Raw genomic sequence first — 22,723 nt, forward strand, 5'->3', positions numbered from 1 at the left:
CACCCCCGGACCCACTACCCGCCCCACCCCGCAAGGATCACCATGACCGACACCGACCCGGCCGCCGGCACCCTGCACGAGTGGTTCGCCCGCTCCGCCGACCGCCACCCGCACGCCACCGCGCTGGAAGTGGGCGACCACACCCTGACCTACCGGCAGCTCGACCGGTGCGCGAACGCCCTGGCCGCGCGGATCCTGCGCACCCACGGCACCGCCCCGCGGCGGATCGCGCTGCTCGCCTCGCGCAGCCTGGCCGCCTTCGCCGGCTACCTGGCCGCCCTGCGCCTGGGCGCCACCGTCACCCCCCTCAACCCGGCCTACCCCGCCCGGCGCAACCGCTCCGTGTACGACCTCGCCGGCGCCGAGGTCCTCCTGGCCGACGAGGCCGGCGCTCCCCAACTGGCCGCGTTCGACGCCCTCCCGGACGGGGCCGTCCTCGCCCTGGCCGACGCCCCGCTGGCCGAGGCGGCCGACGGACCCGACACCGCCCCGGCCGCCCCCCGCACCACCCCCGTCGACCTCGCCTACATCCTCTTCACCTCGGGCTCGACCGGCCGCCCCAAGGGCGTACCGATCCGGCACCGCAACCTGGCGCCCTACATCGCCCACAACATCGCCCGCTTCGCCGTGGGCCCCGGCTGCCGGGTCTCCCACACCTTCGACCTCACCTTCGACCCGTCGGTCTTCGACCTGTTCGTGACCTGGGGCGCCGGCGCCACCCTCGTCGTCCCCCGGCGCTCGGACCTCCTCACCCCCGTCGACTATCTGGTCGACCGCGGCATCACCCACTGGTTCTCGGTCCCCTCGCTGGTCTCCGTCACCGCCGGCCTCGGCAACCTGCCCACCGGCCTGGTCACCCGGCTGCGGTACGGCATCTTCATCGGCGAGCAGCTCACCACCCGGCAGGCCGAGGCGTGGCGCGAGGTGGCCCCCGGCGCGGTGATCGAGAACGTCTACGGGCCCACCGAACTCACCGTCGCCTGCACCGAGTTCCGCCTCCCCCGCGACCGGGAAGACTGGCCCGCCACCTCCAACGGCACCGTTCCCATCGGCCCGCTCTACCCCTTCCTCGACTCCCTGATCCTCGACGAGGAGGGCCGCCCGGCCGCCGACGGCGAGCTGTGCGTACGCGGCTCCCAGCGCTTCGACGGCTACCTCGACCCGGCCGACGACGTGGGCCGCTTCGTCCACTTCGACCCCGCCCGCGGCCGCGCCGAACCCTACGCCGGCACCACGCCGCTGACCGCCGAGCACTACTACCGCACGGGCGACCGGGTCCGCCACGAGGACGGGCACCTCGTCCACCTGGGCCGGCTGGACAACCAGGTCAAGATCCGCGGCTACCGCGTCGAACTGGGGGAGATCGAGGCCGCGATGCGCAGACACCCGGCGATGACCCAGGCCGTGGTGGTCGCCGTACCGGGCAACGGCGAGACCGAACTCGTCGCCTGCTACACCGGCGAGGAGATCAAACCCACCGAGGCGATGCTCTGGCTGCGCAAGCGGATCCCGGTCCACATGGTGCCGCGCCGCTTCACCCACCTCGACCAACTGCCGCTCAACCCCAACGGGAAGATCGACCGCCCGGCGCTGCGCCGCCGCTTCACCGCCGATCCCGCCGCCGCGTAGAGGGGAGGAGAACCATGAGGCCGATACTTCGCGCCGTGCTGCCCCCGCCCGGGGTCGTGCGGATCCTCACCGTCAGCAACCTGGCCCGGACCGTGGGAAACGGCTTTCTGCTGTCCGTCAGCGTCCTGTACTTCATCCGCTCCGTGGGCGTGCCCGCCGAACGGGTCGGCCTCGGGCTGACCGTCTCCGCGGTGCTGGCGATGCTGGTCAGCATCCCGGCCGGGCAGCTCTCGGACCGTCTCGGATCGCGCCGCACCTCGATCGTCTTCGGCGTCGTCCAGGGCGCGCTGGTCTGCGGCTACGCCGTCGCCGGCGGCTTCGCCGGCTTCCTCGTCGTGGTGAGCCTGGCCGCCATGGCCGACTCCGCGAGCACCGCCGCGCGCGGCGCGCTGATCGCCGAGGCCCTGCCGCCCAAGGAGCGCGTACGCGCCCGCGCCTATCTCCAATCGGTGATCAACGTGGGCCTGTCGGGCGGCACCCTGCTCGGCGGCGTCGCGCTCACCGCCGACTCCACCACCGTCTACACCGTCATGCTGCTCACCGCCGGCGCCCTGTTCGCCGCCGGCGGCCTGACCTGCCTGGCGCTGCCCGCCATGACGCCGGTGACCGCGCCCGCCGGGCACAAGGACCGGCATGTCCTGCGCGACGCGCCGTATCTGGCGGTGTCCGTGCTCAACGCCGTGCTGGTGCTGGGCACGGACGCGCTGCTGACCGCCGCCCTGCCGATCTGGATCGCGGACCGCACCCACGCCCCGGTCTCCGTCTACGCGGCGATCATGTTCCTCAACACCGCGATGTGCGTGCTGTTCCAGGTCCGGCTCAGCCGCGGCGCCGAGGACGTGGCGGGCGGCGCCCGCGCGATGCGCAGATCCGGCGTCCTGCTCGCGCTGTCCTGCGGCGTGTTCGCGCTCTCCGCGGGCCAGCCCGCGTGGGTGGCCGCCGTCTGTCTGCTGGCCGGCGCGTTTGTCCAGGTCATCGGGGAGATGCTGCACTCCGCCGGCTCCTGGGCGCTGTCGTACGAACTCGCGCCCGCGCACGCGCACGGCCAGTACCAGGGCCTGTTCGGCCTCACCCAGCGGGTCGGCTCGGCGATCACGCCGATGCTGACCACGGCCCTGCTCATCGGCTGGGGGCGCCCCGGCTGGCTGGTCTTCGGCGCCGTCCTCCTCGCCGGCGGACTGGCCACCCCGGCCGTCGCCCGCTGGGCCCAGCGCAGCCGCCGACCGCTGCCCGAGGCCCGGGCGGCGCACCCCCACGAGGTCCCGGCCTGACGCCCGGAGCCGCGCGCACCGCCCGGTGACCGCCGGCCCGCCGCACCGGGCCACCACCCACCCCTTCCGCAGAGAGACTTCAGATGGACTTCAGCCTGTTCTATTTCGGGGACGACGGCAGCGAGTCGGCGGGCGGGAGCGTGTACGACCTTGTCCTCAAGGGCGCCCGCTTCGCCGACGAGAACGACTTCGCCGCCGTATGGACCCCCGAACGGCACTTCCACCCCTTCGGGGGCCTCTACCCGAACCCGGCCGTCACCGGCGCCGCCGTGGCCGCCGTGACCGACCGGATCGCGATCCGGGCCGGCAGCGTCGTCGCCCCCCTGCACCACCCGCTGCGGATCGCCGAGGAGTGGTCCGTGGTCGACAACCTCTCCGGCGGCCGGGTCGGCCTGGCCTTCGCCTCGGGCTGGCACGCCGTCGACTTCGCGCTCCGCCCGGAGTCCTACGCCGACCGGCGGCAGGTCATGTTCGACGCCGCCGAGCAGGTGCGCGCCCTGTGGCGGGGCGAGGAGATGGCGGTCCGCGACGGCGTCGGCGAGGAGAAGAAGGTGCGTGTCTACCCGCGCCCGGTGCAGGAGAGCCTGCCGCTGTGGATCACCAGCGCGGGCGGTGTGGAGACCTTCCGCGCCGCCGGCGAGCTGGGCGCCGGCGTGCTCACCCACCTCCTCGGCCAGGACCTGGACGACCTCTCCGCGAAGATCGCCGCCTACCGTGAGGCGTACGCCGCCCGGCCCGGCGCCGACGGCCGCCCCGGCCATGTCGCGCTGATGGTGCACACCTTCCTCGGCACCGACGAGGAAGCCGTCAAGGAACGGGTCAAAGGGCCGCTCCGGCGGTATCTGCGCAGCTCGCTGGGGCTGCTGCTGGGGTCTCGGACGGCCGGTGCCCGGCGGATCGATCCCGCCAAGCTCCGCGAGAAGGACGTCGACTTCCTCGTCGACCGGGCCTTCGACCGCTACTACGACGACGGCGGACTGCTGGGCACGGTCCCCAAGGCCGCACGCGTCGTCGACCGGCTGGCCGGCCTCGGCGTCGACGAGGTCGCGTGCCTCATCGACTTCGGCCTGCCGGGCGACGTCGTCCTGGACGGACTGCACCACCTCAACGCGCTGCGGAAGCTGAGCGCCTGATGGGCGCCGGACGCGGCACACCGGCCGCCGCCCCGCCCCGGACGGGGGCGGAGCGGCACGACGACGCGCGCCGGCGCTTCCGGCGGGCCGCGGGACGCTTCCCCACCGGCGTCACGGTCCTGACCACCCTGACCGACGGCGTCCCGCACGGCACCACCGTCAACGCCTTCGCCACCGCCTCCATGGATCCGCTGATGATCCTCGTGGCCCTCGGCGAACGCTCCCGGCTGCGCGAACTCGTCCTGCGCGGAGGCCACTTCGCCGCCACCGTCCTGGCCGCCCACCAGGCGGACGACGCCCGCTGGTTCGCCGACCCGGCCCGCCCCTCCGGCGCCGCGGGCTTCGCCGGCCGGCCATGGCTGCCGGCGCCGCGGTCCGGCGCGCCGGTGCTCACCGAAGGAGTCACCTCCTTCGACTGCACGGTCGAGTCCGCCTTCCCGGCGGGCGACCACACCGTCGTCCTCGGCCGCGTCGACGACTTCGCCGTCCTGTCCGACCGCCCCGCGCTGCTCTTCAGCGACAGCAGCCTCCTGCCCGCCCCCGATACCGCGAGGACCGCCCTGGCATGACACGCACCCTGATGTTCCCCGGACAGGGGTCACAACACGTCGGCATGGGCCGGGAACTGTTCGACGCGTTCCCGGACCTGACCGCCGAGGCCGAGGAGATCCTCGGCTACTCCCTCCGGCGGCTGTGCCTGGAGGACCCGGACGGCGAACTGGGCCGTACCGACCGCACCCAGCCCGCGCTCTACGTCGTCAACGCCCTCGGCTACCGCGCCACGCTGGCCGAGAACGGGCCTCCCGACGTCGCGATCGGCCACAGCCTGGGGGAGTACAACGCCCTTGAGGCGGCCGGCGTGTTCGGCTTCGGCGACGGACTGCGGCTGGTCGCGGCCCGGGCCGCCGCGATGGCCCGCGTCACCGGCGGCGGCATGGCCGCGGTGGTGGGCCTGGACGACGCGGTGCTGCGGCTGGTGCTGCGCCGGGCCGGCTTCGCGCGGGTCGCGGCGGCCAACTTCAACACCGCCGACCAGACGGTGATCGCGGGGCCGCTGGCCGACCTGGAGGCGGCCGCGCCCGTCCTGCTGGACGCCGGGGCCCGGCTGGTGCGCCGACTGGACGTCGGCGGACCCTTCCACACCGCCCATATGGCGCCCGCCGTCGAGGAGTTCGCGCCCACCGTGCGGGCGGCCCGCTTCCGCGCGCCCGCCTTCCCCGTCATCGCCAACCGGCACGCCCGGCCGTATGAGGAGCACGAGATCGCGTCGGTGCTGCTGGAGCAGATCGACCATCCCGTCCTGTGGCGGCAGACCGTCGAGCAACTGCTGGCGGCCGGCGCGGAGTTCCAGGAGGCGGCCGGCAGCACCGTGCTGACCCGCATGCTGCGCGCCATCCGCCGTGAGCGGGTGGCGGCATGAGCGCGGGGCCGCTCCCGCCGGGGAGCGTCGCGCCCGCGCCCGGGAACACCTCCGTCATCCGTCCGCGGCCGGTCGCCGACCCCGCGCTGCGGGTGTTCCTGCTGCACCACGCGGCCGGCTCCCACCTGGTCTTCTCCGACTGGGTGGAGCATTTCCCCGCCGACTGGGAGGTGTGCCTGCTGGAGGCGCCCGGCCGCGGTCAGCTCTCTCATCTGCCCGCCTGCGAGAGCGCCGGGGAACTGGCGGCCTTCTTCCTGGACGACACCCGCGCGCTGCGCGACCGGCCGTTCGCGCTCTTCGGGCACAGCATGGGCGCGCTGATCGGCTACGAGATGGCCGCCCGGCTCGCCGAACACCGACTGCCCGAGCCGTGCTGGCTGGGCGTCTCGGCCTGCGGGGCGCCCTACGACCCGCCGGGCCACGGCGAGGTGTCACCGCACCTGCTGCCCGACCGTCAACTGCGCGCCACGCTGCGGGCGATGGGCGGTGTGCCCGCCGCCGTGGTCGATGACGACGACCTCTGGGCGGTGTTCGCGGGCCGGGTGCGCGCCGACTTCGGCGTCGTCGGGACGTGGCAGCCGCGCGCCGTCGGTTCCGAGATCCGCGTCCCGCTGTCGCTGTTCGGCGGCGAGGACGACCCTGTCGTCGTGCCCGACGCGCTCATGGAGTGGGACGACGGCGCGCAGCGGCCGCTGGGGCAGCACCTCTACCCGGGCGGGCACTTCTACTTCGACGGCCGGGCCGGCGCCGTCGTCGCCCGGATCGTCACGGAGATCCGTACGGCCATGGCCTGACCGGTCGCTTCCGCCGGCGGCGGGTGGCGGACCTCAGGACGCGGCCGGCGCGGGCTGTCTCACCCGGGCGGCGGCTCCCGGCATGCGGTGCGGCCGCGCCGGGCGGAGAAAGGAGACCACCGCGTCGACGGCCCCCACCGGCCGCCGGGCAAGAGACCCCCGCCCGCCCACGGGCTCCTGTCCGCCACCCGCCGAGGGAGAAGACCATGCCGTTCGCACCGTGCCTGAGCGTCAACGACACCGCGGTCAGCGTCGCGTTCCGACCACAACGGCCGGCGGATGTCTACTTCCGCGACCCGGACGGCTATGTCGTCGGCATCAACGACAACGCCGCCCTCAAGGCCAGTGACCTGGGGAAATACGCCGGATCATGAGCGAAGGCACGCCCGGTCCGGGTGCCCGGCACCGCCCTCGCTAGGGTGGTGGGCCGCCTACCTGCGAGAGGGGCCGGTGAACTGTGAAGATCCTCATCTCCGCGGACATGGAGGGCGCCACCGGCGTGACGTGGCCCGGCGACGTCCTGCCGGGCACGCCGCAGTGGGAGCGCTGCCGCCACCTGTTCACCTCCGACGTCAACGCCGCCATCGCCGGCTTCTTCGCCGGCGGAGCCGATGACGTGCTGGTCAACGAGGCACACTGGTCGATGCGCAACCTCCTGCTGGAGGAGCTCGACGAGCGGGCGCGGATGCTCACCGGCCGGCACAAGGCACTGAGCATGGTCGAGGGCGTCCAGCACGGCGACGTCGACGGCATCGCCTTCGTCGGCTACCACACCGGCGCCGGCACCGAAGGCGTCCTCGCGCACACCTACCTCGCCAACTCCCTCACCGGCGTCTGGGTGAACGGCACCCGGGCCGGCGAGGGCTATCTCAACTCTCTCCTGGCGGCCGAGTACGGCGTGCCGGTCGTGCTGGTCACCGGAGACGACCGCACCTGCCAGGACGCCCAGGGCTACGCCCCCCAGGCGCCCACGGTGGCGGTCAAGGACTATGTGTCGCGCTACGCCGCGGTGTGCCGGCCCCCGGCGCGCACGGCGGCCGACATCAGCGCCGCGGCCCGCGCGGCCACGCCGCTCGCGGTGCGCCACGAACCGGTCCACAGCGGCCCGTTCCGGTTCGAGATCGAGTTCGACGCCGAGCATCTGGTGGGCGCGGCGACCTGTGTGCCCGGCGTGGAGCGCCGCGCGGAGCGCCGCGTCGGGTATACCGGTCAGAACATGTACGAGGCCATCCGGTGCTTCAAGACGGTCACGACCGTCGTCTCGTCCGCGGTGGAGGAACAATATGGCTGAGCACACCGGACCGGTTGACGAGCGCGCCCTCGACGAGGTCGTCCGCTTCACCTCCGATCTGATCCGCATCGACACCTCCAACGCCGGCGACGGCGCGTGCCGGGAGCGCCCGGCCGCCGAATACGTCGCCGAGCGGCTGGCCGAGGCGGGGATCGAACCGACCCTGCTGGAGCGCACCAAGGGCCGCACGAACGTCGTCGCCCGCATCGAGGGCACCGACCCGGCCGCCGACGCCCTCCTGGTCCACGGCCATCTGGACGTGGTGCCCGCCGAGCCGGCCGACTGGAGCGTGCACCCCTTCTCGGGGGAGGTCCGCGACGGCGTGGTCTGGGGCCGCGGCGCCATCGACATGAAGAACATGGACGCGATGGTGCTCGCCGCCGTCCGCCAGTGGGCCCGCACCGGCGTGCGGCCGCGGCGGGACATCGTGCTGGCCTTCACCGCCGACGAGGAGGCCAGCGCCGACGACGGCTCGGGCTTTCTGGCCGACCACCACCCCGATCTGTTCGAGGGCTGCACCGAAGGCATCAGCGAGTCCGGCGCTTTCACCTTCCACGCGGGCGGCGGCATGCGCCTGTACCCGATCGCGGCGGGGGAGCGGGGCACGGCCTGGCTGAAGCTGTCCGCCCACGGCCGGGCCGGCCACGGCTCGAAGGTCAACGACGCCAACGCCGTCAGCCGGCTGGCCGCCGCGGTGGCCCGGATCGGCGCCCACACCTGGCCGGTCCGCCTCACCCCCACCGTGGTGGCCGCGCTGCGCGAACTGGCCGCGCTGCACGCCATCGACGTCGACGTCGAGGCCCCGGACTTCGACGTGGACGTCCTGCTGAGCAAGCTCGGCCCGTCCGCCAAACTGGTCGAGCCGACCGTCCGCAACAGCGCCAACCCGACGATGCTGGAGGCCGGTTACAAGGTCAACGTGATCCCGGGGAGCGCCGTCGCCTACGTGGACGGACGCGTCGTCCCCGGTGGTGAGACGGAGTTCCGCGCCACCATGGACGAGCTGACCGGCCCCGAGGTCAACTGGGAGTACCACCACGGCGCGGTCGCGCTCCAGGCCCCGGTCGGCTCCCCGGCGTACGCCGCGATGCGCGCCGCGATCGAACACTTCGACCCGGGGGGCCACGTCGTCCCGTATTGCATGTCCGGCGGCACGGACGCCAAGCAGTTCTCCCGGCTCGGCATCACCGGCTACGGCTTCTCCCCGCTCAAGCTCCCCGAAGGCTTCGACTACCAGGCCCTCTTCCACGGCGTGGACGAGCGCGTGCCGGTCGAGGCGCTGCACTTCGGCGTCCGGGTACTCGACCACTTCCTGCGCCGCGCGTGACGGCCGGCTCCGCAGCGCGGCTGGGACGGCACTGAACTGACGTTCTCTCGGCGACGCGCGCCGGGATCGTTGACTTCGTGTTACGTGTGTCACAGCATGAGGCGCCGTTACCGACTGGTTGGTACGAGTGTCCTTGTGGAGGTCTGCGTGCCCAGCGTGTCCCGAGCCGTGCCCCGCCCCATCCCACGCAAGGCTCTCGCCCTGCTGGCCGGCACCGCCCTCGCCGCACCCCTGGCGCTGTCCGCCCCCGCCCCGGCGACCGCCGCCGATCCGTACACCGTCACCTCGCTGAAGGTGACCGTCCGGGCCGGTGACCGCGACTGCACCGTGGACGCGGACCTCTACCGCCCGGCCGGCGTCGACGCGGCGCACCCGGCGCCCGCCGTACTGACCACCAACGGCTTCGGCGGCAGCAAGGCCGACGGCTCCACCGACGTCATCGCCAAGGCGTTCGCCTCCCGAGGCTATGTCGCCCTGGCCTACTCCGGGCTCGGCTTCGGCGCGACCGGCTGCCCGATCTCCCTCGACGACCCCCGCATCGACGGCGCGGCAGCGAGCCGGCTCCTCGACTTCCTGGCCGGGACCCGGGCGGCCGACGACGGCACCCGCGTCGACTACGTCACCAAGGACGCGCGCGAGGACCCCCGGGTCGGCATGATGGGCGGGTCCTACGGCGGAGCCATCCAGATGGCCACCGCCGCCGTCGACCACCGCCTCGACGCGCTGGTCCCGTTCATCACCTGGAACGACCTCTCCTACGCCCTCGACCCCAACAACACCGGGCCCCGCCAGGGCGTCTCCGCGACGGTGCCCGGCGCCTACAAGTGGCAGTGGACGAACGGGTTCTTCCTCCTGGGCGAGGCCCAGGGCCTCATCCACCCGCGCCTGAGCCGCAGCCAGGCCGGCGGCCCCGGCTGTCTGCACTTCGTCGTGGGGGCCTGCACCACCAAGAGGCTGCTGAATTCCGGCAGGTACCCGCAGAGCGAGACGGCGGCGATGCACCGCTACCTCCGCAGCGTCTCACCGGTGTCGTATCTGAAGTCGGTCAAGGCGCCCACGCTGCTGGTCCAGGGCCAGGCCGACACCCTGTTCAACCTCAACGAGGCCGCCGCCACCTACCGGACCCTCTCCGGCCAGGGCACCGTCACCAAAATGATCTGGCAGTCCTGGGGCCACAGCGCCGGGCTGAAGAACCCCCCGGCCGGCGAACTCAACCTCTCCCAGGGGAACTTGGACGACAGCTACGTCGGCCGGCGGATCCTGGCCTGGTTCGACCGCTATCTGCGCCGGCGCACCTCCACCGACACCGGCCCGGCCTTCGCCTACTACCGCGACTGGGAGGCCGGCCGGAGCCCCTACGCCACCTCCGCGAGCTTCCCGGTGGGCGGCAGCCGGCGACTGTACCTCTCCGGTGACGGCAAGCTCGTCGCCCAGCCCGCGCAGGTGGTGCCCGGCAGCCGGTCGTACCGCAACATGCTGATGCCCACCAGCCACTCCGAGACCTCGCTGAACGGACTGCTCGGCCTGCCGGACACCGATCCGTTCGACGCCGCGGGCACCTACCTGGACTGGACGTCGGCTCCCGTGACGGGCGAGCCCCTCGATGTGGTGGGCGCGCCCCGGGTGACGCTGAAGGTCAACTCGCCGAAGACCGAGCGGACGCAGAACTCCCCGGACGCCGCCGACAAGCTGGTGCTGTTCGCCAAGCTCTTCGACGTCGCGCCGGACGGCACGAAGACGCTGGTGCACCGGCTGGTGGCGCCGGCCCGGGTGCCCGACGTGACGCAGAAGTTCACCGTGGAACTGCCGGGCATCGTGCACCGCTACGCGCCGGGGCACCGGCTGCGTCTGGTCATCGCCGCGAGCGACAGCGCCTACGCGGGCAATCGCGGGATCAAGCCCGTGACGGTCACCAGCGCGCCGGGCGACACGGGCGTCCTGGAGCTTCCCGTCACCGGCGGCGCACTCCGGTAGCGGACGTCCGTCGCGGGGGCGCTCGGTCCCCCGCGACCGAACCCCGGCGGTTCAGTCGTCCGCGACGGTGATGGCCCGCACCGGGCAGGCGCGGCCGGCCTCGCGCACCAGCGGGTCGCCCGCGCCGTCCTCCCGGCCGGGCAGGAGCGCGCTGAAACCGTCGTCGTCCTGGGTGAAGACCCCCGGCGCGGTCAGGGCACACTGGCCGGCGCCGATACAGCTTTCCTTGTCGATCGTGATGCGCATTCCGCGATCCTTCCGGTCCGCCGCCTTCGCGGCCGTTACCACGTCAGAGGCAGTTCGATCATGCCCTGCAGAGTGTCACCCGGCTTGAAGGGAATCTCGTCCGCCGACACGGCGAGCCGGAGACCGGGGATCCTGGTGAAGAGCGAGCGCAGCGCGATCTCCATCTCGGCCCGGGCGAGGTTCTGGCCCAGGCACTGGTGGATGCCGAAGCCGAACGCCACGTGGTGGCGGGCGGAGCGCCCCAGGTCCAGCTCGTCCGGCGAGGCGTACGCGGTGTCGTCGCGGTTGATCAGGGACGTGGAGAACACCACTCCCTCGCCGGCCCGGATGGTCCGTCCGCCGACGTCGATGTCCTCCTTCGCCACCCGCAGCATGCCGTCCGCGATGGACAGGAACCGCAGCAGTTCCTCCACCGCGGCCGGCACCAGTTCCTCCCGGGCGCGCAGCCGCGCCAGTTGCCGGGGGTGTTCGAGCAGGGTGAAGGTGCCGAGCGAGAGCATGTTGGCGGTGGTCTCATGGCCGGCGACCAGCAAAATCACGGCCAGCCCGACCAGTTCGCCGTGGTCCAGGTCGCTCGTCGGCAGCCGCTCCGCGATCAGCTCGTCCAGCAGCCCCTCGCCCGGTTCCTTCTCCTTGCGGGCGACCAGCGCGCCGAGGTAGTCCTCCAGCTCCAGGCGCGCCTCCTCCGCCTCCTGGCTCGTGCGGCCGCGCAGGATCCGGCGGGAGCGCTCCTCGAAGAACTCGTGGTCGGCGTACGGGACGCCGAGCAGCGAGCAGATCACCATCGAGGGCACCGGCAGCGCGAACGCCGAGACCAGTTCGGCGGGCGGCCCCTGGGCCAGCATCCGGTCGATGAGGTCGTCGACGACGCGCTGGATCTCCGGCCGCATCGCGGCGATCCGCTTGAGGCCGAAGCTGGGTATCAGCATCCGGCGCTGGGTGTTGTGCTCGGGATCGTCCACACCGAGCAGCGGGGTCCGCACGTGCCGGATCCGCTCGAAGCGTTCGAAGGGTATGGGGAACGCCGGGTCCTGCCGGTCGGAGGACAACCGTGGGTCGGCCAGCAGCGCCCGCGCCTCGGCGTGGCCGGTTACCGCCCATACCGTGCGGCCGTCGTAGAGGGAGACGCGTGCGAGCGGGCGCTGTTCGCGCAGTGGCCGGTAACCGGCCGGCGGGTGGTAGGGACAGGTGCGGTCCTGGGGGAAGGAGAGGGCTTCGGGCATGAACGCCTCCCGTGCGAGGGGCCTGAGGTGCTCGTGTGTGCGAGGGTGCGGGAAGGGTGCGGATACCGGACGCGTTGACGGGCAAAGCGCGCCAACTCCGGCGCGCCGGTCTCCACTTCATGCTGTATACACCTGACGCGTCTACGCGCAGACCGGCCAATGTCCGCCGTCCCGGGCGCCGGCGCCGAGCCCCGCGCGGGAGCGCCCTCACGCCCGGTGCAGCAGCGTCTCCAGGACCGAGTCCAGGTAGCGGGTGCGGCCGGCGCCGGCCGGCAGCGCTCCGGGGACCGCGTGGGTCAACTGGGTGTGCCCGAGAAAGGCGGTGTACGCCAGCAGGCCGCGGCGCCGCGCCTCGGCCTCGGGGAACCCCAGCTCCGCGAAGAGCGCGGCGACGTAGCCGACGCGCCGCTCGGTCACCCGGGCGAGCGCGGCCGCCACCTTCGGATGGGCGGCGGTGGCCAGCAGCGACACCTCCAGCGGATCCTCCGCGGCGGCGTCGGTGGCCCGCAGGAGCAGTCCGCGGAGCCGCTTCTCGGGGTCCGGTTCGGCCTCCGTCTCGCTGATGACGGCCTCCGTGCCGCTCTCTTCCCAGCAGGTGAGGGCGGCCTCGATCAGCGCCTCACGGTTGGCGAAGTGCCAGTAGAAGCTGCCCTTGGTGGTGCCCAGTTGGGCCGCCAGCGGCTCCACGGCCACCGCCGCGAGCCCGCCGCCCTCGCCCATGGCCGCCAGTGCGGCGTCCGCCCAGTCCCGGGCGGTCAGCCGCCGTCGCGCACCGCCGTCGCCGGGTTCCCTCGCTCGCTGTCGCGCCATGACCATACGGTACCGTACGGTGAAACATACGCCACCGTATGGAGGTGTTCGATGACCATGGTCCGCGACGTCCACGCCCGTACCATCCCGGCCCCGGCCGACACCGTCGGCGCGCTGATCGACCGGCTCGGTGCCGACGACGACCCACTCTTCCCGGCACCCGCCTGGCCCCCCATGCGCTTCGACCGCCCGCTGGGCGTCGGCGCCGACGGCGGACACGGCTTCGTCCGCTACCGCGTCGGCGCCTACGAGCCCGGCCGCCGGATCCGCTTCGACTTCCACCCCGGCCCCGCCGGCCACCACGAGGTCACCGTGCGGCCCCTGGGCCCGGACCGCTGCCGCGTCGAACACGTCCTGGAAAGCGAACTCCGCGGCGCCCGGCGGCTGTTGTGGATACTGGCGATCCGGGCGGTCCACGGCACGGTCGTCGAGGAACTCTTCGACAACATCGAACGGGCCACCACCGGCCGGGTCCGCGCCCCCGTCCGCCGGACGGCCCGCGTCCGCCTGGTGAACCGCCTGGAAGCGAGCCGGGCGAAGGCCGTCGACCTCCCCGCCGGCGCACGGCTGGCCCGCGCGGCCTTCCCGCGTACCGACTTCCAGGACGCCTGGCAGATGCCGCTGCTGCCGGGAATGCCACGGGACCCCGGGGCCTGGGAGGGCGTGCTGCGCGGCGCGGCGTTCCCCGTCCTCGGGCGCGCGGACGGCGAGATCCTGCTCGGCCAGGACGCCCGGCACCTCGACTTCCGCGCCTCCCTCCTGGTCGAGGACGACCGGGTCACGCTCGGCACCGTCGTCCGCACCCACCACGTCGGCGGCCGCCTCTACTTCGCCGTCGTACGCCGAGCCCACCCCTTCATGGCCCGCACGATGCTGCGCCGCACCCACCGCCGCCTGGCGCTGGCCGCACCGAGCGCGGGGGAACGCGAATGGCGGCGGGCGGCGGACGACTCCGGCTACGGGCAGGTGAGCTGACCCCGGGCGCGCGGGGCCCCTTCCTGCCGGACGCGGCCCCGCCTCCGTACGCTCTGGCGATGACCACAAACGACCGCTACCTCGCCCGCGGGCCCCGGGTGGGCATCCGGCCCTTCACCGCCGGCGACCGCGCCGAATTCACGGCGCTGGCGCGGCAGAGCGCGACGCTGCACCGTCCGTGGCTGTTCCCGCCGGACACCGACGCCGCCTACGACACCTACTTCCGCACGCTCCAGGGCCCGTCGCGGGAAGGCTTCTTGATCTGCGAGACGGACGGCGGCCGGATCGCGGGCTTCCTCACCATCAACAACATCGTGCACGGCGCGTTCCGCTGCGGCGCCATCGGCTACGGCGCCTTCGCGCCCGCGGCCGGCCGCGGACTGATGGGCGAGGGACTGCGGCTGGCGATCCGGCACGCCTTCGGAAAGCTCGGGCTGCACCGGCTGGAGGCCAACATCCAGCCGGCCAACCTGCGGTCCGTCGCGCTGGTCGAACGCGCCGGATTCCGCCTGGAAGGCTTCTCACCCGACTTCCTCTTCGTCGACGGCGCCTGGCGCGACCACGAGCGATGGGCGCTCACCAGCGAGATGGTCCCCACCGCGGCGGAGTGAGCGGCCCGGGCCGACCCGGCGGACGCCCGGCGGCCGTGCCCCAGGCGAAAAGTCAACCTCCCTCCGCGCACGCTCCGTTACGCTCGGGCCATGCGCCGTACCGTGCTGATCGACGCCCCGTCCAACCTGGGACTGCGCCCGCCCGCGCCCGGGACCGTTCCCGGCTGCTACAAACTCGCCGGCGCGCTGCGCGACCAGGGCCTGCTGCGGCGGCTCGGCGCGCGGGAGGGCGGCGTCGTGGTGGCACCGCGCTACGACCCGGGCCGGTGGCGGGAGGGCGACGGCGACTTCAACGCCGCCGCCCTCGCCGCCTACACCCGCAAACTCGCCCGGCGCCTCGAAGCGCACCTGCGCGGCGGCGACTTCCCCGTCCTGCTCGGCGGCGACTGCAGCATCCTGCTCGGTGCCGTGGTGGCCCTGCGCCGCCTGGGACGGTACGGCGTCGCGTATCTCGACGGGCACGGCGACTTCCGCCACCCCGGGAACACGGCGGTATCCGGTCCGCTGGGCGCGGCGGCCGGCGAGGGCGTCGCGCAGATCACCGGGCGCGGACAGCCCGACCTCACCGACCTCGACGGCCTGCGGCCGTACGTACGCGACGAGGACGTATCGCTCCTCGGGCTCCGCGACGACGACGAGGACCAGCCGGAGCTGGCCGCCCTCGGCATCCGCCACACCGCCGTCGGGGAGATCCGCCGGCGCGGCCCGCGAGAGGTGGCCCGCGAGGCGCTCCGCCACCTCCAGAAGTCCCCGCTGGACGGCTTCTGGCTGCACCTCGACGCCGATGTGCTCGACCCCTCCGTCATGCCGGCCGTCGACAGCCCCGACCCCGGCGGCCTGCTCACCGACGAACTCCGCGCACTGCTCGCCCCGTTGGCCGCGTCCCCGCGCTGCGTGGGCATCGACGTCACGATCTACGACCCGGACCGCGACCCCGACGGCTCCGGCGCCGCGCTGCTCGCCGACCTCCTGGAGAGTGTCTTTGCGCGACCTTGACCCCAGGTGGCCGCGAGACGCCCTGTGCAGACCGCCGAGGACGCGCTTCCATGGTCAACAGGCGGCCGCCGCAGCCGAGGCGGCCCGGTCCCCCCTTGCGAGGCAGCCGTGGCCACGAGTGTGCGACGCGCCACCCTGACCCTTCCCACAGCGCCCCTCGGACCCGACAACCCGCTGCCCGCGCTGGGCCGCGCCCACGACCCGCACCGCATCCGCGTCCCCGACGGCACCACTCTGCCCGCCGACATGGCCCGCCAACTCGGCTACCGCCCCCTGCGCACGATCCTGCCCACGGCCCGGCGCGACGGCTACGGCCGCACCCGCCGCCCCACCGCGACCGACGTGCTGATCCTGGAGAACGACCGGCTGCGCGCCACCGTCCTGCCGGGCTGCGGCGGCCGGGTGTACTCCCTGCACCACAAGCCCACCGGCCGCGAACTGCTCTACCGCAACCCGGTGCGGCAACCCGCCAACTTCGCCCTCAACGGCGCCTGGTTCTCCGGCGGCATCGAATGGAACACCGGCGCCACCGGCCACACCACCCTCTCCTGCTCGCCGCTGCACGCCGCCCGCGTCACCGCGCCCGACGGCGGGGAGATGCTCCGCCTGTGGGAGTGGGAACGGCTGCGCGACCTGCCCTTCCAGGTGGACCTCTGGCTGCCCGACGGCTCCGACTTCCTCTACGCCGGCGTACGGATCCGCAATCCGCACCACCACACCGCGCCGGTCTACTGGTGGTCCAACACCGCCGTCCCCGAGTCGGCGGACACCCGCGTCCTGGCCCCGGCCGACGAAGCCTGGCACTTCGGCTACGAGCGGACCCTGCGGCGCGTCCCGGTCCCCGAGTCCGACGGCGCCGACCGCACCTACCCGCTGCGGAGCACCTTCCCCGCCGACTACTTCTACGAGGTGCCCGACGGCGCCCGCCGCTGGATCGCCTCCCTCGACGGCGAGGGCCGCGGCCTGGTGCAGACCTCCACCGACACGCTGCGCGGCCGCAAGCTCTTCCTGTGGGGCGCCGGGCGCGCCGGACGGCGCTGGCAGCGCTGGCTCACCGAGCCCGGCACGGACGGCTACGCCGAGATCCAGGCCGGGCTGGCCCGCACGCAGTTGGAGCAGGTGCCCCTCGACGGCGGCGCCGAGTTCGCCTGGCTGGAGGCGTACGGGCCGCTCGCCGCCGACCCCGGGCGGGTGCACGGCGCGGACTGGGACGCGGCCCGTGCCGAGGTCGCCGGCCGTCTGGAGGCGGCGCTGCCGCGGGCGGACGTGGCTGCCGCGTACGCCGCCTGGCGGCCGTACGCCGACACCGAACCGAAGGAGTCACTGGCCACCGGATCGGGCTGGGGCGCCCTCGAAGTGGCCCGCGCCGGGCTGGAGTTGCCCGGTACGCCCTTCGAAGCGACCACCCTGGGCGAGGCGCAGCGGCCCTGGCTGACCCTGCTGGAGACCGGGGACCTGCCCGCCGGGCGGCCGCTCCCCGGCCCCGCGCTGGTCTCGCCCGCCTGGCGGGATCTGCTGGAGTCCGCTCGGCCGGGACCGGCCACCGACTACCACCTGGGCCTCGCCCAGTGGCACGCCGGCGACCACGCGCAGGCCGTCCGGAGCTGGGAGCGCGCGCTGGCCGCCGGCGCGGGCTGCCTGCCGCTGTACTGCCTGGCCGTCGCCGAGTCGGAGGCGGGCGAGGCGGCGCGCGCCGCCGACCGGTACGCGGCGGCGTTCGCCCTCGCGTACCGGTCCGCCGACGAGGCCCCGGCGCACGACCCGGACGCCCGCGCCTGGCGCGCCGTACTGCCCGCGCTCGCCCGGGAGGCGGTCCCCGCGCTGCTCGCCGACGGCCGGGCGGAAGAGGCCGCGATGCTGCTGGGCCGGTTGCGCCCGGAGGACCTGGCCGGTGGCCGGTTCCGGCTGCTGACCGCGCGGGTGGCGCTCGCGCGCGGCGAGGCCGCCGCGGCCCGCGCCGTCTTCGACGCCGGTTTCGAGATTCCGGACCTGCGGGAGGGCGACGAGTCGCTCAGCGACACCTGGTATGCCATCGCCGAGCGGCTGGAGGCCGGCGCGGGCCCGGTGACCGAGGAGGTCCGGGCCCGGGCCCGCGCGCGGCACCCGTTGCCGGAGCGGTACGAGTTCCGGATGCGGCCGGTGTGAGCACCCGCCGCACACCGGCCGCACACCGGCCGCCGCGACCGCCTCACACCAGCGGCTTGTCCATCACGGCCTTGGTGTGGCTGAAGGCGTCGAGGGAGTACTCGCCGTGATAGCGGCCCATCCCGCTCTCGCCGACCCCGCCGAACGGCAGGCCGGGCGCGGTGAGATGGGCGACCGGCAGCCCGAAGGTGAGCGCCCCGGAAGAGGTCTCCGTCAGCAGCCGGTGCTTGGTGTCCGCCGAGTCGGTGAAGGCGTACAGCGCCAGCGGCTTGTCGCGCTCGTTGATGAACGCGATCGCCGCGTCGAGGTCGGGCACGGACACGATCGGCAGGACGGGGCCGAAGATCTCCTCCCGCATCACCGGGGCATCGGGGGAGACGTCGGCGAGCACGGTCGGCGCCAGGTAGCGCGCGGCGCGGTCGTGCGTGCCGCCGACGACCGTGCGGCCACTGTCCAGGAGGGCGGTCAGCCGGTCGAAGTGCCGCTCGTTGACGATCCGTCCGTACTCCGGGGCCGCGGCCGGATCGGCTCCGTACGCCGCGCGCACGGCCTCGGCGAGATGCGGCTCGACGGCCCGCGCGGTGTCGCCGATCGCCAGGACGTAGTCGGGCGCGACGCAGGTCTGGCCGGCGTTGAGGAACTTGCCGGTCACGATGCGGCGCGCCGCGGCGGCCAGATCGGTGCCCGGGTCGAGGACGACCGGGCTCTTGCCGCCGAGTTCCAGCGTCACCGGCGTCAGGTGCTTGGCGGCCGCCGCCATCACGATCCGGCCGACCGTGCCGTTACCGGTGTAGAAGATCGTGTCGAAGCGCTGCTCCAGGAGTGCCGTGGTCTCCGGGACCGCGCCCTCGACCACGGCCACCGCCTCGTCGTCCAGGTAGCGGGGCAGCAGCCGGGCCAGGGCGGCGGAGGTCGCGGGCGCGAGTTCGCTGGGCTTGACGACGGCGCAGTTGCCCGCGGCCAGCGCGCCGACCAGCGGCGCGAGCGCCAGTTGCAGCGGGTAGTTCCAGGGGGCGATGACCAGGGCGACGCCGAGCGGTTCACGGACGACGTGCGCGGTCGCCGGGAGCAGGCGCTCGGGGAGTTCCGCGGGCCGGGGCGCCAGCCAGTCGTCGAGCCGGGCGAGGGTGTGGTCGATCTCGTGGAGCGTGAAGCCGACCTCGGTGCGGTACGCCTCCTGGGGGCCCTTTCCGAGGTCGGCGGCCAGCGCGGCGGTGAACGCGTCACTGTGCTCGGTGAGCAGGGCGCGCAGGGCTTCGAGCTGGCCGCGCCGCCAGGCGGGGGCGGTGGTGCGGCGGGTGGCGAAGGTGGTGCGGAGCCGTCCGACGAGGGCGGCGGCGTCCGGCTGCGGGGTGGAGGTGTGGGATGCCATGCTCCCGAGCGTACCGGAAACGAAATTATTTCGTTTCGTATTGTTCGGCCGGTAGACTCCGGGTGTGGCCGAACGCACCGAGAGCAACGAGACCGCCGCCCGGCAGCCCGCCCGCGGCCGGCCCCGCGACGCCGCACGCGACCGGGCGCTCCTGGAGGCCACCGTCCAGGTCCTCCAGGAGAGCGGCTACGGCGCGCTGACCACCGCGGCGGTCGCCAAGCGGGCCGGGGTGTCCACCGCGACCCTCTACCGCCGGTGGCGGTCCAAGGAGGACCTGGTGGTGGGCACCGCCGTCCGCTGGGCGAGCGACCTCGGGCCGCAGCCGGACACCGGCACCCTCGAAGGCGACCTGGCCGCGCTGCTGCGGGACAAGGCCGACACGCTGGAGGGCCCCGGCGGCCGGCTGCTGCACGTCCTGATCGGCGAGGCCGCGCACAACGAGGCACTGGCCCGGGTCCTGGACAGCGCCATCGTCCAGCCGGTCCGCGACCGCGCCGCCACCGTCGTCCGCCGGGCCGTCGCGCGAGGCGACATCCCGCCGCTTCAGGACGCGCACGTCCTCGCCGACCTCGTCGTCGGCTCGATGGTCAGCCGGCTGTTCCTCACCCCGGGCGCGAGCACGTCCGCCGCCCCGTCCGCCGGCCGCGCCATGACCCGCGAACTCCTGCCGTTCCTGCTGCGCGCCCTCGGCGCCCGGCCGGCCTGACGGCCCATCGGTCCGACCCGGGCCCCCGTCGCCGTAGGCCATTCGGTGCCCGTGTGCGCCGGCGCGGAATGATCCGGGACCGTCGCACGTTGTGGCGGACCATGAAGGCAATCACCACCAACAGCTATGGCGGCCCCGACGCCCTGGAGTACACCGACCAGCCCGACCCGAAAGTGGGACCCGACTCGGTCCTGGTCCGGGTCAAGACGGTCGCCGTCAATCCCGTGGACTGGAAGATCCTGGCGGGCTACCTCGACCCGATGATGCACGCCCACTTCCCGCTCATCCCCGGCTGGGACGTCGCGGGCGTGGTGGAGGCGGTCGGCGCGGACGCCACCGAGTACGCCGTCGGCGACGAGGTCATCGGCTACGTCCGCAAGGACGAGGTCCAGCACGGCACCTTCGCCGAGCTGGTCGCCGCGCCGGTGCGGACGCTGGCCCGCAAGCCGGCCTCGCTGAGCTGGCAGCAGGCCGCGGGCCTGCCGCTCGCCGGGCTCACCGCCTACCAGGCACTCAAGCGGGTCGGCGCCGCGCCGGGCGAGACGGTCCTGGTGCACGCCGCCGCCGGGGGCGTCGGCTCGTTCGCCGTGCAGATCGCGGTCGCCCAGGGCCTGCGCGTCATCGGCACGGCGAGCGAACGCAACCACGACTTCCTGCGGTCCCTGGGCGCCGAACCGGTGACCTACGGCGACGGCCTCGCCGACCGGGTGCGGAAGCTGGCGCCCGAGGGCGTGGACGTGGCCCTGGACTTCGTCGGAGGCGGCGAGGTCGACCTCTCCCAGAAGGTACTCAAGGACCGGTCCCGGGTGGCGTCCATCGCCGACGGCGAGGTCCGCGCCAAGGGCGGTCACATGGTCTGGGTGCGCCCCGACACCGCGGACCTGACCGCGCTCGGCGAACTGGCGGACGCCGGGAAGCTCACCGTGCCGGTCGAGGCCGTCTTCCCGCTGCCGCAGGCGGCCGAGGCGTTCCGGCTCAGCATGGCGGGCCGCGCCCGAGGCAAGATCATTGTTGAGGTGTCCTGACGTCCTGACGGCGAGGTGTCCCGACGGCGAGGTGCGTGGCTCGCGCGCGGTGGGTCGCCACCGCGCCGCGGGCCGCCGGGAATGCCTCTCCGAGCGGGAATCCGTCGCCGAGCGGGAATCCGGCTACGCGCCGGAATCCGCTGACGCGTCCTGGTTGCGATCGACGTACTCGAAGACCGAACCGTCCGGATGCCGGGCGACCACATTGCGGCCGATCGGAGTGGGCAGCGGTCCGGCGATGATGTCCGCGCCAACGGCCTTGAGGTCGGCGACCGCCTCGTCCACGTCCTTCACCGCGAGCGTCGCGGTGATCTTCCGCAGCACCGACAACTCCGCCTCGGGACCGCTCATCAGGAAGAAGCATCCGACGGCCGCCACCGAGACGCCGCCGCGCCGGAAGCGGATCGCCTCGGCGCCGGTGAGCCGTTCGTAGACGGCGACCGCCGCATCGAGATCACCGACGCACACCCGCAACGAGGTACCCAGAATGTCCATACGGGGCAGCCTAGTTGGGTGACCCGGTGGCGCGCGATCACTTGGACATGATCAGCCCCTGCTGGGCCGCGCCCCGCGACAGGACGATGTCGCGGATGCTGTCACGGGCGTGGACGTAGTCGGGCCGTCCGGCCCTGCCGGTGAGGACCGCACCGAGGTTGACGATCTTGAACCCGTCGCCCAGATCGGTCAGTTGGGGGATGAACTCCGCCTCGCGCACCGGCCAGCGCTCCCCGGGTCGGGCCGGTGGGGCGAAGGTGAAGCGGGCCATCGAACTCTGGTTGCCGCGGCCGTCCACCTCGTCGGCGCGGTTGAACATCTGGCCCGCGAGCTGATCGCCCATGCCGTAGACGACCCAGGTGCCGTTGACCTTCTCGTACGCCTGCGGGACATGCGCGTGGGTGCCCAGTATCAGGTCGATGACGGGCCGGCCGGCCGTGCGCGCGGCGGTGAGCGCCCGGGCCAGCGTGCGCTGTTGCTCGTCGGGCGCCGGCTGCCACTCCGTGCCCCAGTGGATGCTCACGACGACCACGTCCGCACCGGCCTTACGGGCGGCCCGGGCGTCGGCGAGGATCGTGTTCCGGTCTATCAGGTTGACCGCCCAGGGTTGGCCCCCGGGCTTGGGTATGCCGTTGGTGCTGTACGTGTAGGAGAGCTGCGCGACCTTGGCGGGGCCGGCCCGCAGAAGGTTCGGGCGACCGGCCTCGGCGGCGGAGCGGGCCGAGCCCGCGTGGCGCAGTCCGGCCGCGTCCATGGCGTCCAGTGTGCGCCGCACGCCGTCCGCGCCGTCGTCGAGGGTGTGGTTGGAGGCGGTGGAGCAGGAGTCGTAGCCGGCGTCCTTCAGAGCCGCCGCGATCTGCGGCGGCGACTTGAAGAGGGGATAGCCGGTGAACGGGCCGCCGTCCTTCCCGTAGATCGTCTCCATATGGCAGATCGCCAGGTCGGCGGCGGTCACCACCGGTTTGACGCCGGCGAACATGGCGCGGAAGTCGTGGCCGCGGCCGTGCGCGTCCTTGTGGGACTGCTCTATGACACCGCGGTGCGGCAGGACGTCGCCGGTGGCCAGGAGCGTGAAGCCGGCGGTCGCGGGCTTGGCGGGGCGCGGCGGGCCGGGGGACTCGGAGTGCGGGGGAGGGGGGGGGGGGGGGGGGGGGGGGGGGGGGGGGGAGGAGGGGGGGGGGGGGAGGGGGGGGGGGGGGGGTGGTGGTGGGCACGGCGACCTCAGTCTCGCGCACCATGCTGTCGCACATCATGATCGCCGGTGACACCAATCTCCTCGG

At 73.8% G+C, this 22,723-nt stretch carries 22 protein-coding genes; 16 read left to right on the plus strand and 6 right to left on the minus strand.

The genetic code is table 11. From position 1 onward, the window contains the following. The first annotated feature begins 42 nt into the window (after positions 1-42). From ACZ45Z_RS00760 to ACZ45Z_RS00805, 10 genes are all read left to right on the plus strand, one after another. A complete protein-coding gene (locus ACZ45Z_RS00760) occupies positions 43-1,629 on the plus strand; it encodes an amino acid adenylation domain-containing protein (RefSeq protein ID WP_468354018.1) in 1,587 nt (528 codons plus the stop codon). A 14-nt stretch (positions 1,630-1,643) separates the two neighbouring features. Then, positions 1,644-2,900 (plus strand): MFS transporter, encoded by a 1,257-nt coding sequence (locus ACZ45Z_RS00765; protein WP_468354020.1) that lies wholly within the window; start codon positions 1,644-1,646, stop codon positions 2,898-2,900. Positions 2,901-2,983: 83 nt separating this feature from the next. After that, a complete protein-coding gene (locus ACZ45Z_RS00770) occupies positions 2,984-4,033 on the plus strand; it encodes a MupA/Atu3671 family FMN-dependent luciferase-like monooxygenase (protein WP_468354022.1) in 1,050 nt (349 codons plus the stop codon). Further along, positions 4,033-4,602: a flavin reductase family protein gene (locus ACZ45Z_RS00775; RefSeq protein WP_468354024.1), complete on the plus strand. Its 570-nt coding sequence runs from the start codon at positions 4,033-4,035 to the stop codon at positions 4,600-4,602. Before ACZ45Z_RS00770 ends, ACZ45Z_RS00775 begins: the two co-directional genes overlap by 1 nt. Next, positions 4,599-5,453, plus strand: a complete 855-nt coding sequence (fabD, locus tag ACZ45Z_RS00780) for an ACP S-malonyltransferase (protein ID WP_468354026.1) — start codon at positions 4,599-4,601, stop codon at positions 5,451-5,453. The genes ACZ45Z_RS00775 and fabD overlap by 4 nt, the downstream gene beginning before the upstream one ends. After that, positions 5,450-6,247 (plus strand): thioesterase II family protein, encoded by a 798-nt coding sequence (locus ACZ45Z_RS00785; protein ID WP_468354028.1) that lies wholly within the window; start codon positions 5,450-5,452, stop codon positions 6,245-6,247. The genes fabD and ACZ45Z_RS00785 overlap by 4 nt, the downstream gene beginning before the upstream one ends. Before the next feature lie 206 nt (positions 6,248-6,453). Further along, positions 6,454-6,621: a hypothetical protein gene (locus tag ACZ45Z_RS00790; RefSeq protein ID WP_468354030.1), complete on the plus strand. Its 168-nt coding sequence runs from the start codon at positions 6,454-6,456 to the stop codon at positions 6,619-6,621. Between the two features lie 83 nt (positions 6,622-6,704). Beyond that, positions 6,705-7,538, plus strand: coding sequence for a M55 family metallopeptidase (locus ACZ45Z_RS00795; RefSeq protein ID WP_468354032.1), 834 nt, complete (start codon positions 6,705-6,707; stop codon positions 7,536-7,538). After that, positions 7,531-8,865: a M20/M25/M40 family metallo-hydrolase gene (locus ACZ45Z_RS00800; protein WP_468354034.1), complete on the plus strand. Its 1,335-nt coding sequence runs from the start codon at positions 7,531-7,533 to the stop codon at positions 8,863-8,865. The genes ACZ45Z_RS00795 and ACZ45Z_RS00800 overlap by 8 nt, the downstream gene beginning before the upstream one ends. Positions 8,866-8,961: 96 nt before the next feature. Then, positions 8,962-10,839 carry a CocE/NonD family hydrolase gene (locus tag ACZ45Z_RS00805; RefSeq protein ID WP_468354036.1) on the plus strand — a complete coding sequence of 626 codons (1,878 nt, stop codon included), beginning with the start codon at positions 8,962-8,964 and terminating at the stop codon, positions 10,837-10,839. 51 nt (positions 10,840-10,890) lie between these two features. On the opposite strand, the gene ACZ45Z_RS00810 is transcribed toward ACZ45Z_RS00805, so the two are convergent. From ACZ45Z_RS00810 to ACZ45Z_RS00820, 3 genes are all read right to left on the minus strand, one after another. Next, entirely contained in the window at positions 10,891-11,085 is a 195-nt protein-coding gene (locus ACZ45Z_RS00810; protein WP_468354038.1) for a ferredoxin, read from the minus strand. A gap of 35 nt (positions 11,086-11,120) precedes the next feature. Beyond that, entirely contained in the window at positions 11,121-12,308 is a 1,188-nt protein-coding gene (locus ACZ45Z_RS00815; protein WP_468354040.1) for a cytochrome P450, read from the minus strand. A gap of 207 nt (positions 12,309-12,515) precedes the next feature. Continuing rightward, positions 12,516-13,124, minus strand: a complete 609-nt coding sequence (locus tag ACZ45Z_RS00820; protein ID WP_468354042.1) for a TetR/AcrR family transcriptional regulator — start codon at positions 13,122-13,124, stop codon at positions 12,516-12,518. A 45-nt stretch (positions 13,125-13,169) separates the two neighbouring features. Between ACZ45Z_RS00820 and ACZ45Z_RS00825 the strand changes: the two genes are divergently transcribed. The 4 genes from ACZ45Z_RS00825 (at position 13,170) to ACZ45Z_RS00840 (ending at position 17,845) form a co-directional block, all read left to right on the plus strand. Further along, positions 13,170-14,093, plus strand: coding sequence for a DUF2867 domain-containing protein (locus ACZ45Z_RS00825; protein WP_468354044.1), 924 nt, complete (start codon positions 13,170-13,172; stop codon positions 14,091-14,093). Between the two features lie 59 nt (positions 14,094-14,152). Then, positions 14,153-14,704, plus strand: a complete 552-nt coding sequence (locus ACZ45Z_RS00830) for a GNAT family N-acetyltransferase (RefSeq protein ID WP_468354046.1) — start codon at positions 14,153-14,155, stop codon at positions 14,702-14,704. Positions 14,705-14,794: 90 nt separating this feature from the next. After that, on the plus strand, positions 14,795-15,700 hold the full coding sequence (locus ACZ45Z_RS00835) for an arginase family protein (protein WP_468354048.1): 906 nt from the start codon (positions 14,795-14,797) through the stop codon (positions 15,698-15,700). 108 nt (positions 15,701-15,808) lie between these two features. Continuing rightward, the gene (locus ACZ45Z_RS00840) at positions 15,809-17,845 is read left to right on the plus strand and encodes a DUF5107 domain-containing protein (RefSeq protein WP_468354050.1); all 2,037 of its coding nucleotides are present in this window, start codon (positions 15,809-15,811) and stop codon (positions 17,843-17,845) included. Positions 17,846-17,888: 43 nt separating this feature from the next. On the opposite strand, the gene ACZ45Z_RS00845 is transcribed toward ACZ45Z_RS00840, so the two are convergent. After that, positions 17,889-19,217, minus strand: a complete 1,329-nt coding sequence (locus tag ACZ45Z_RS00845; RefSeq protein ID WP_468354052.1) for an aldehyde dehydrogenase family protein — start codon at positions 19,215-19,217, stop codon at positions 17,889-17,891. A 64-nt stretch (positions 19,218-19,281) separates the two neighbouring features. Here ACZ45Z_RS00845 and ACZ45Z_RS00850 point away from each other — a divergent pair, with 64 nt between their 5' ends. Both ACZ45Z_RS00850 and ACZ45Z_RS00855 read left to right on the plus strand, forming a co-directional pair. Next, the gene (locus tag ACZ45Z_RS00850; RefSeq protein ID WP_468354054.1) at positions 19,282-19,923 is read left to right on the plus strand and encodes a TetR/AcrR family transcriptional regulator; all 642 of its coding nucleotides are present in this window, start codon (positions 19,282-19,284) and stop codon (positions 19,921-19,923) included. Positions 19,924-20,024: 101 nt separating this feature from the next. Next, positions 20,025-20,948, plus strand: coding sequence for an NADP-dependent oxidoreductase (locus ACZ45Z_RS00855; RefSeq protein WP_468354056.1), 924 nt, complete (start codon positions 20,025-20,027; stop codon positions 20,946-20,948). Positions 20,949-21,071: 123 nt separating this feature from the next. Here the strand turns inward: ACZ45Z_RS00855 and ACZ45Z_RS00860 are convergent, their stop codons facing one another. Then, complete coding sequence (locus tag ACZ45Z_RS00860) at positions 21,072-21,443, minus strand: VOC family protein (RefSeq protein WP_468354058.1); 372 nt, start codon at positions 21,441-21,443, stop codon at positions 21,072-21,074. A 37-nt stretch (positions 21,444-21,480) separates the two neighbouring features. After that, positions 21,481-22,668, minus strand: coding sequence for a CapA family protein (locus ACZ45Z_RS00865; RefSeq protein WP_468355495.1), 1,188 nt, complete (start codon positions 22,666-22,668; stop codon positions 21,481-21,483). Positions 22,669-22,723: the final 55 nt, after the last annotated feature.

It is taken from the genome of Streptomyces sp. NPDC031210 (assembly GCF_055570395.1).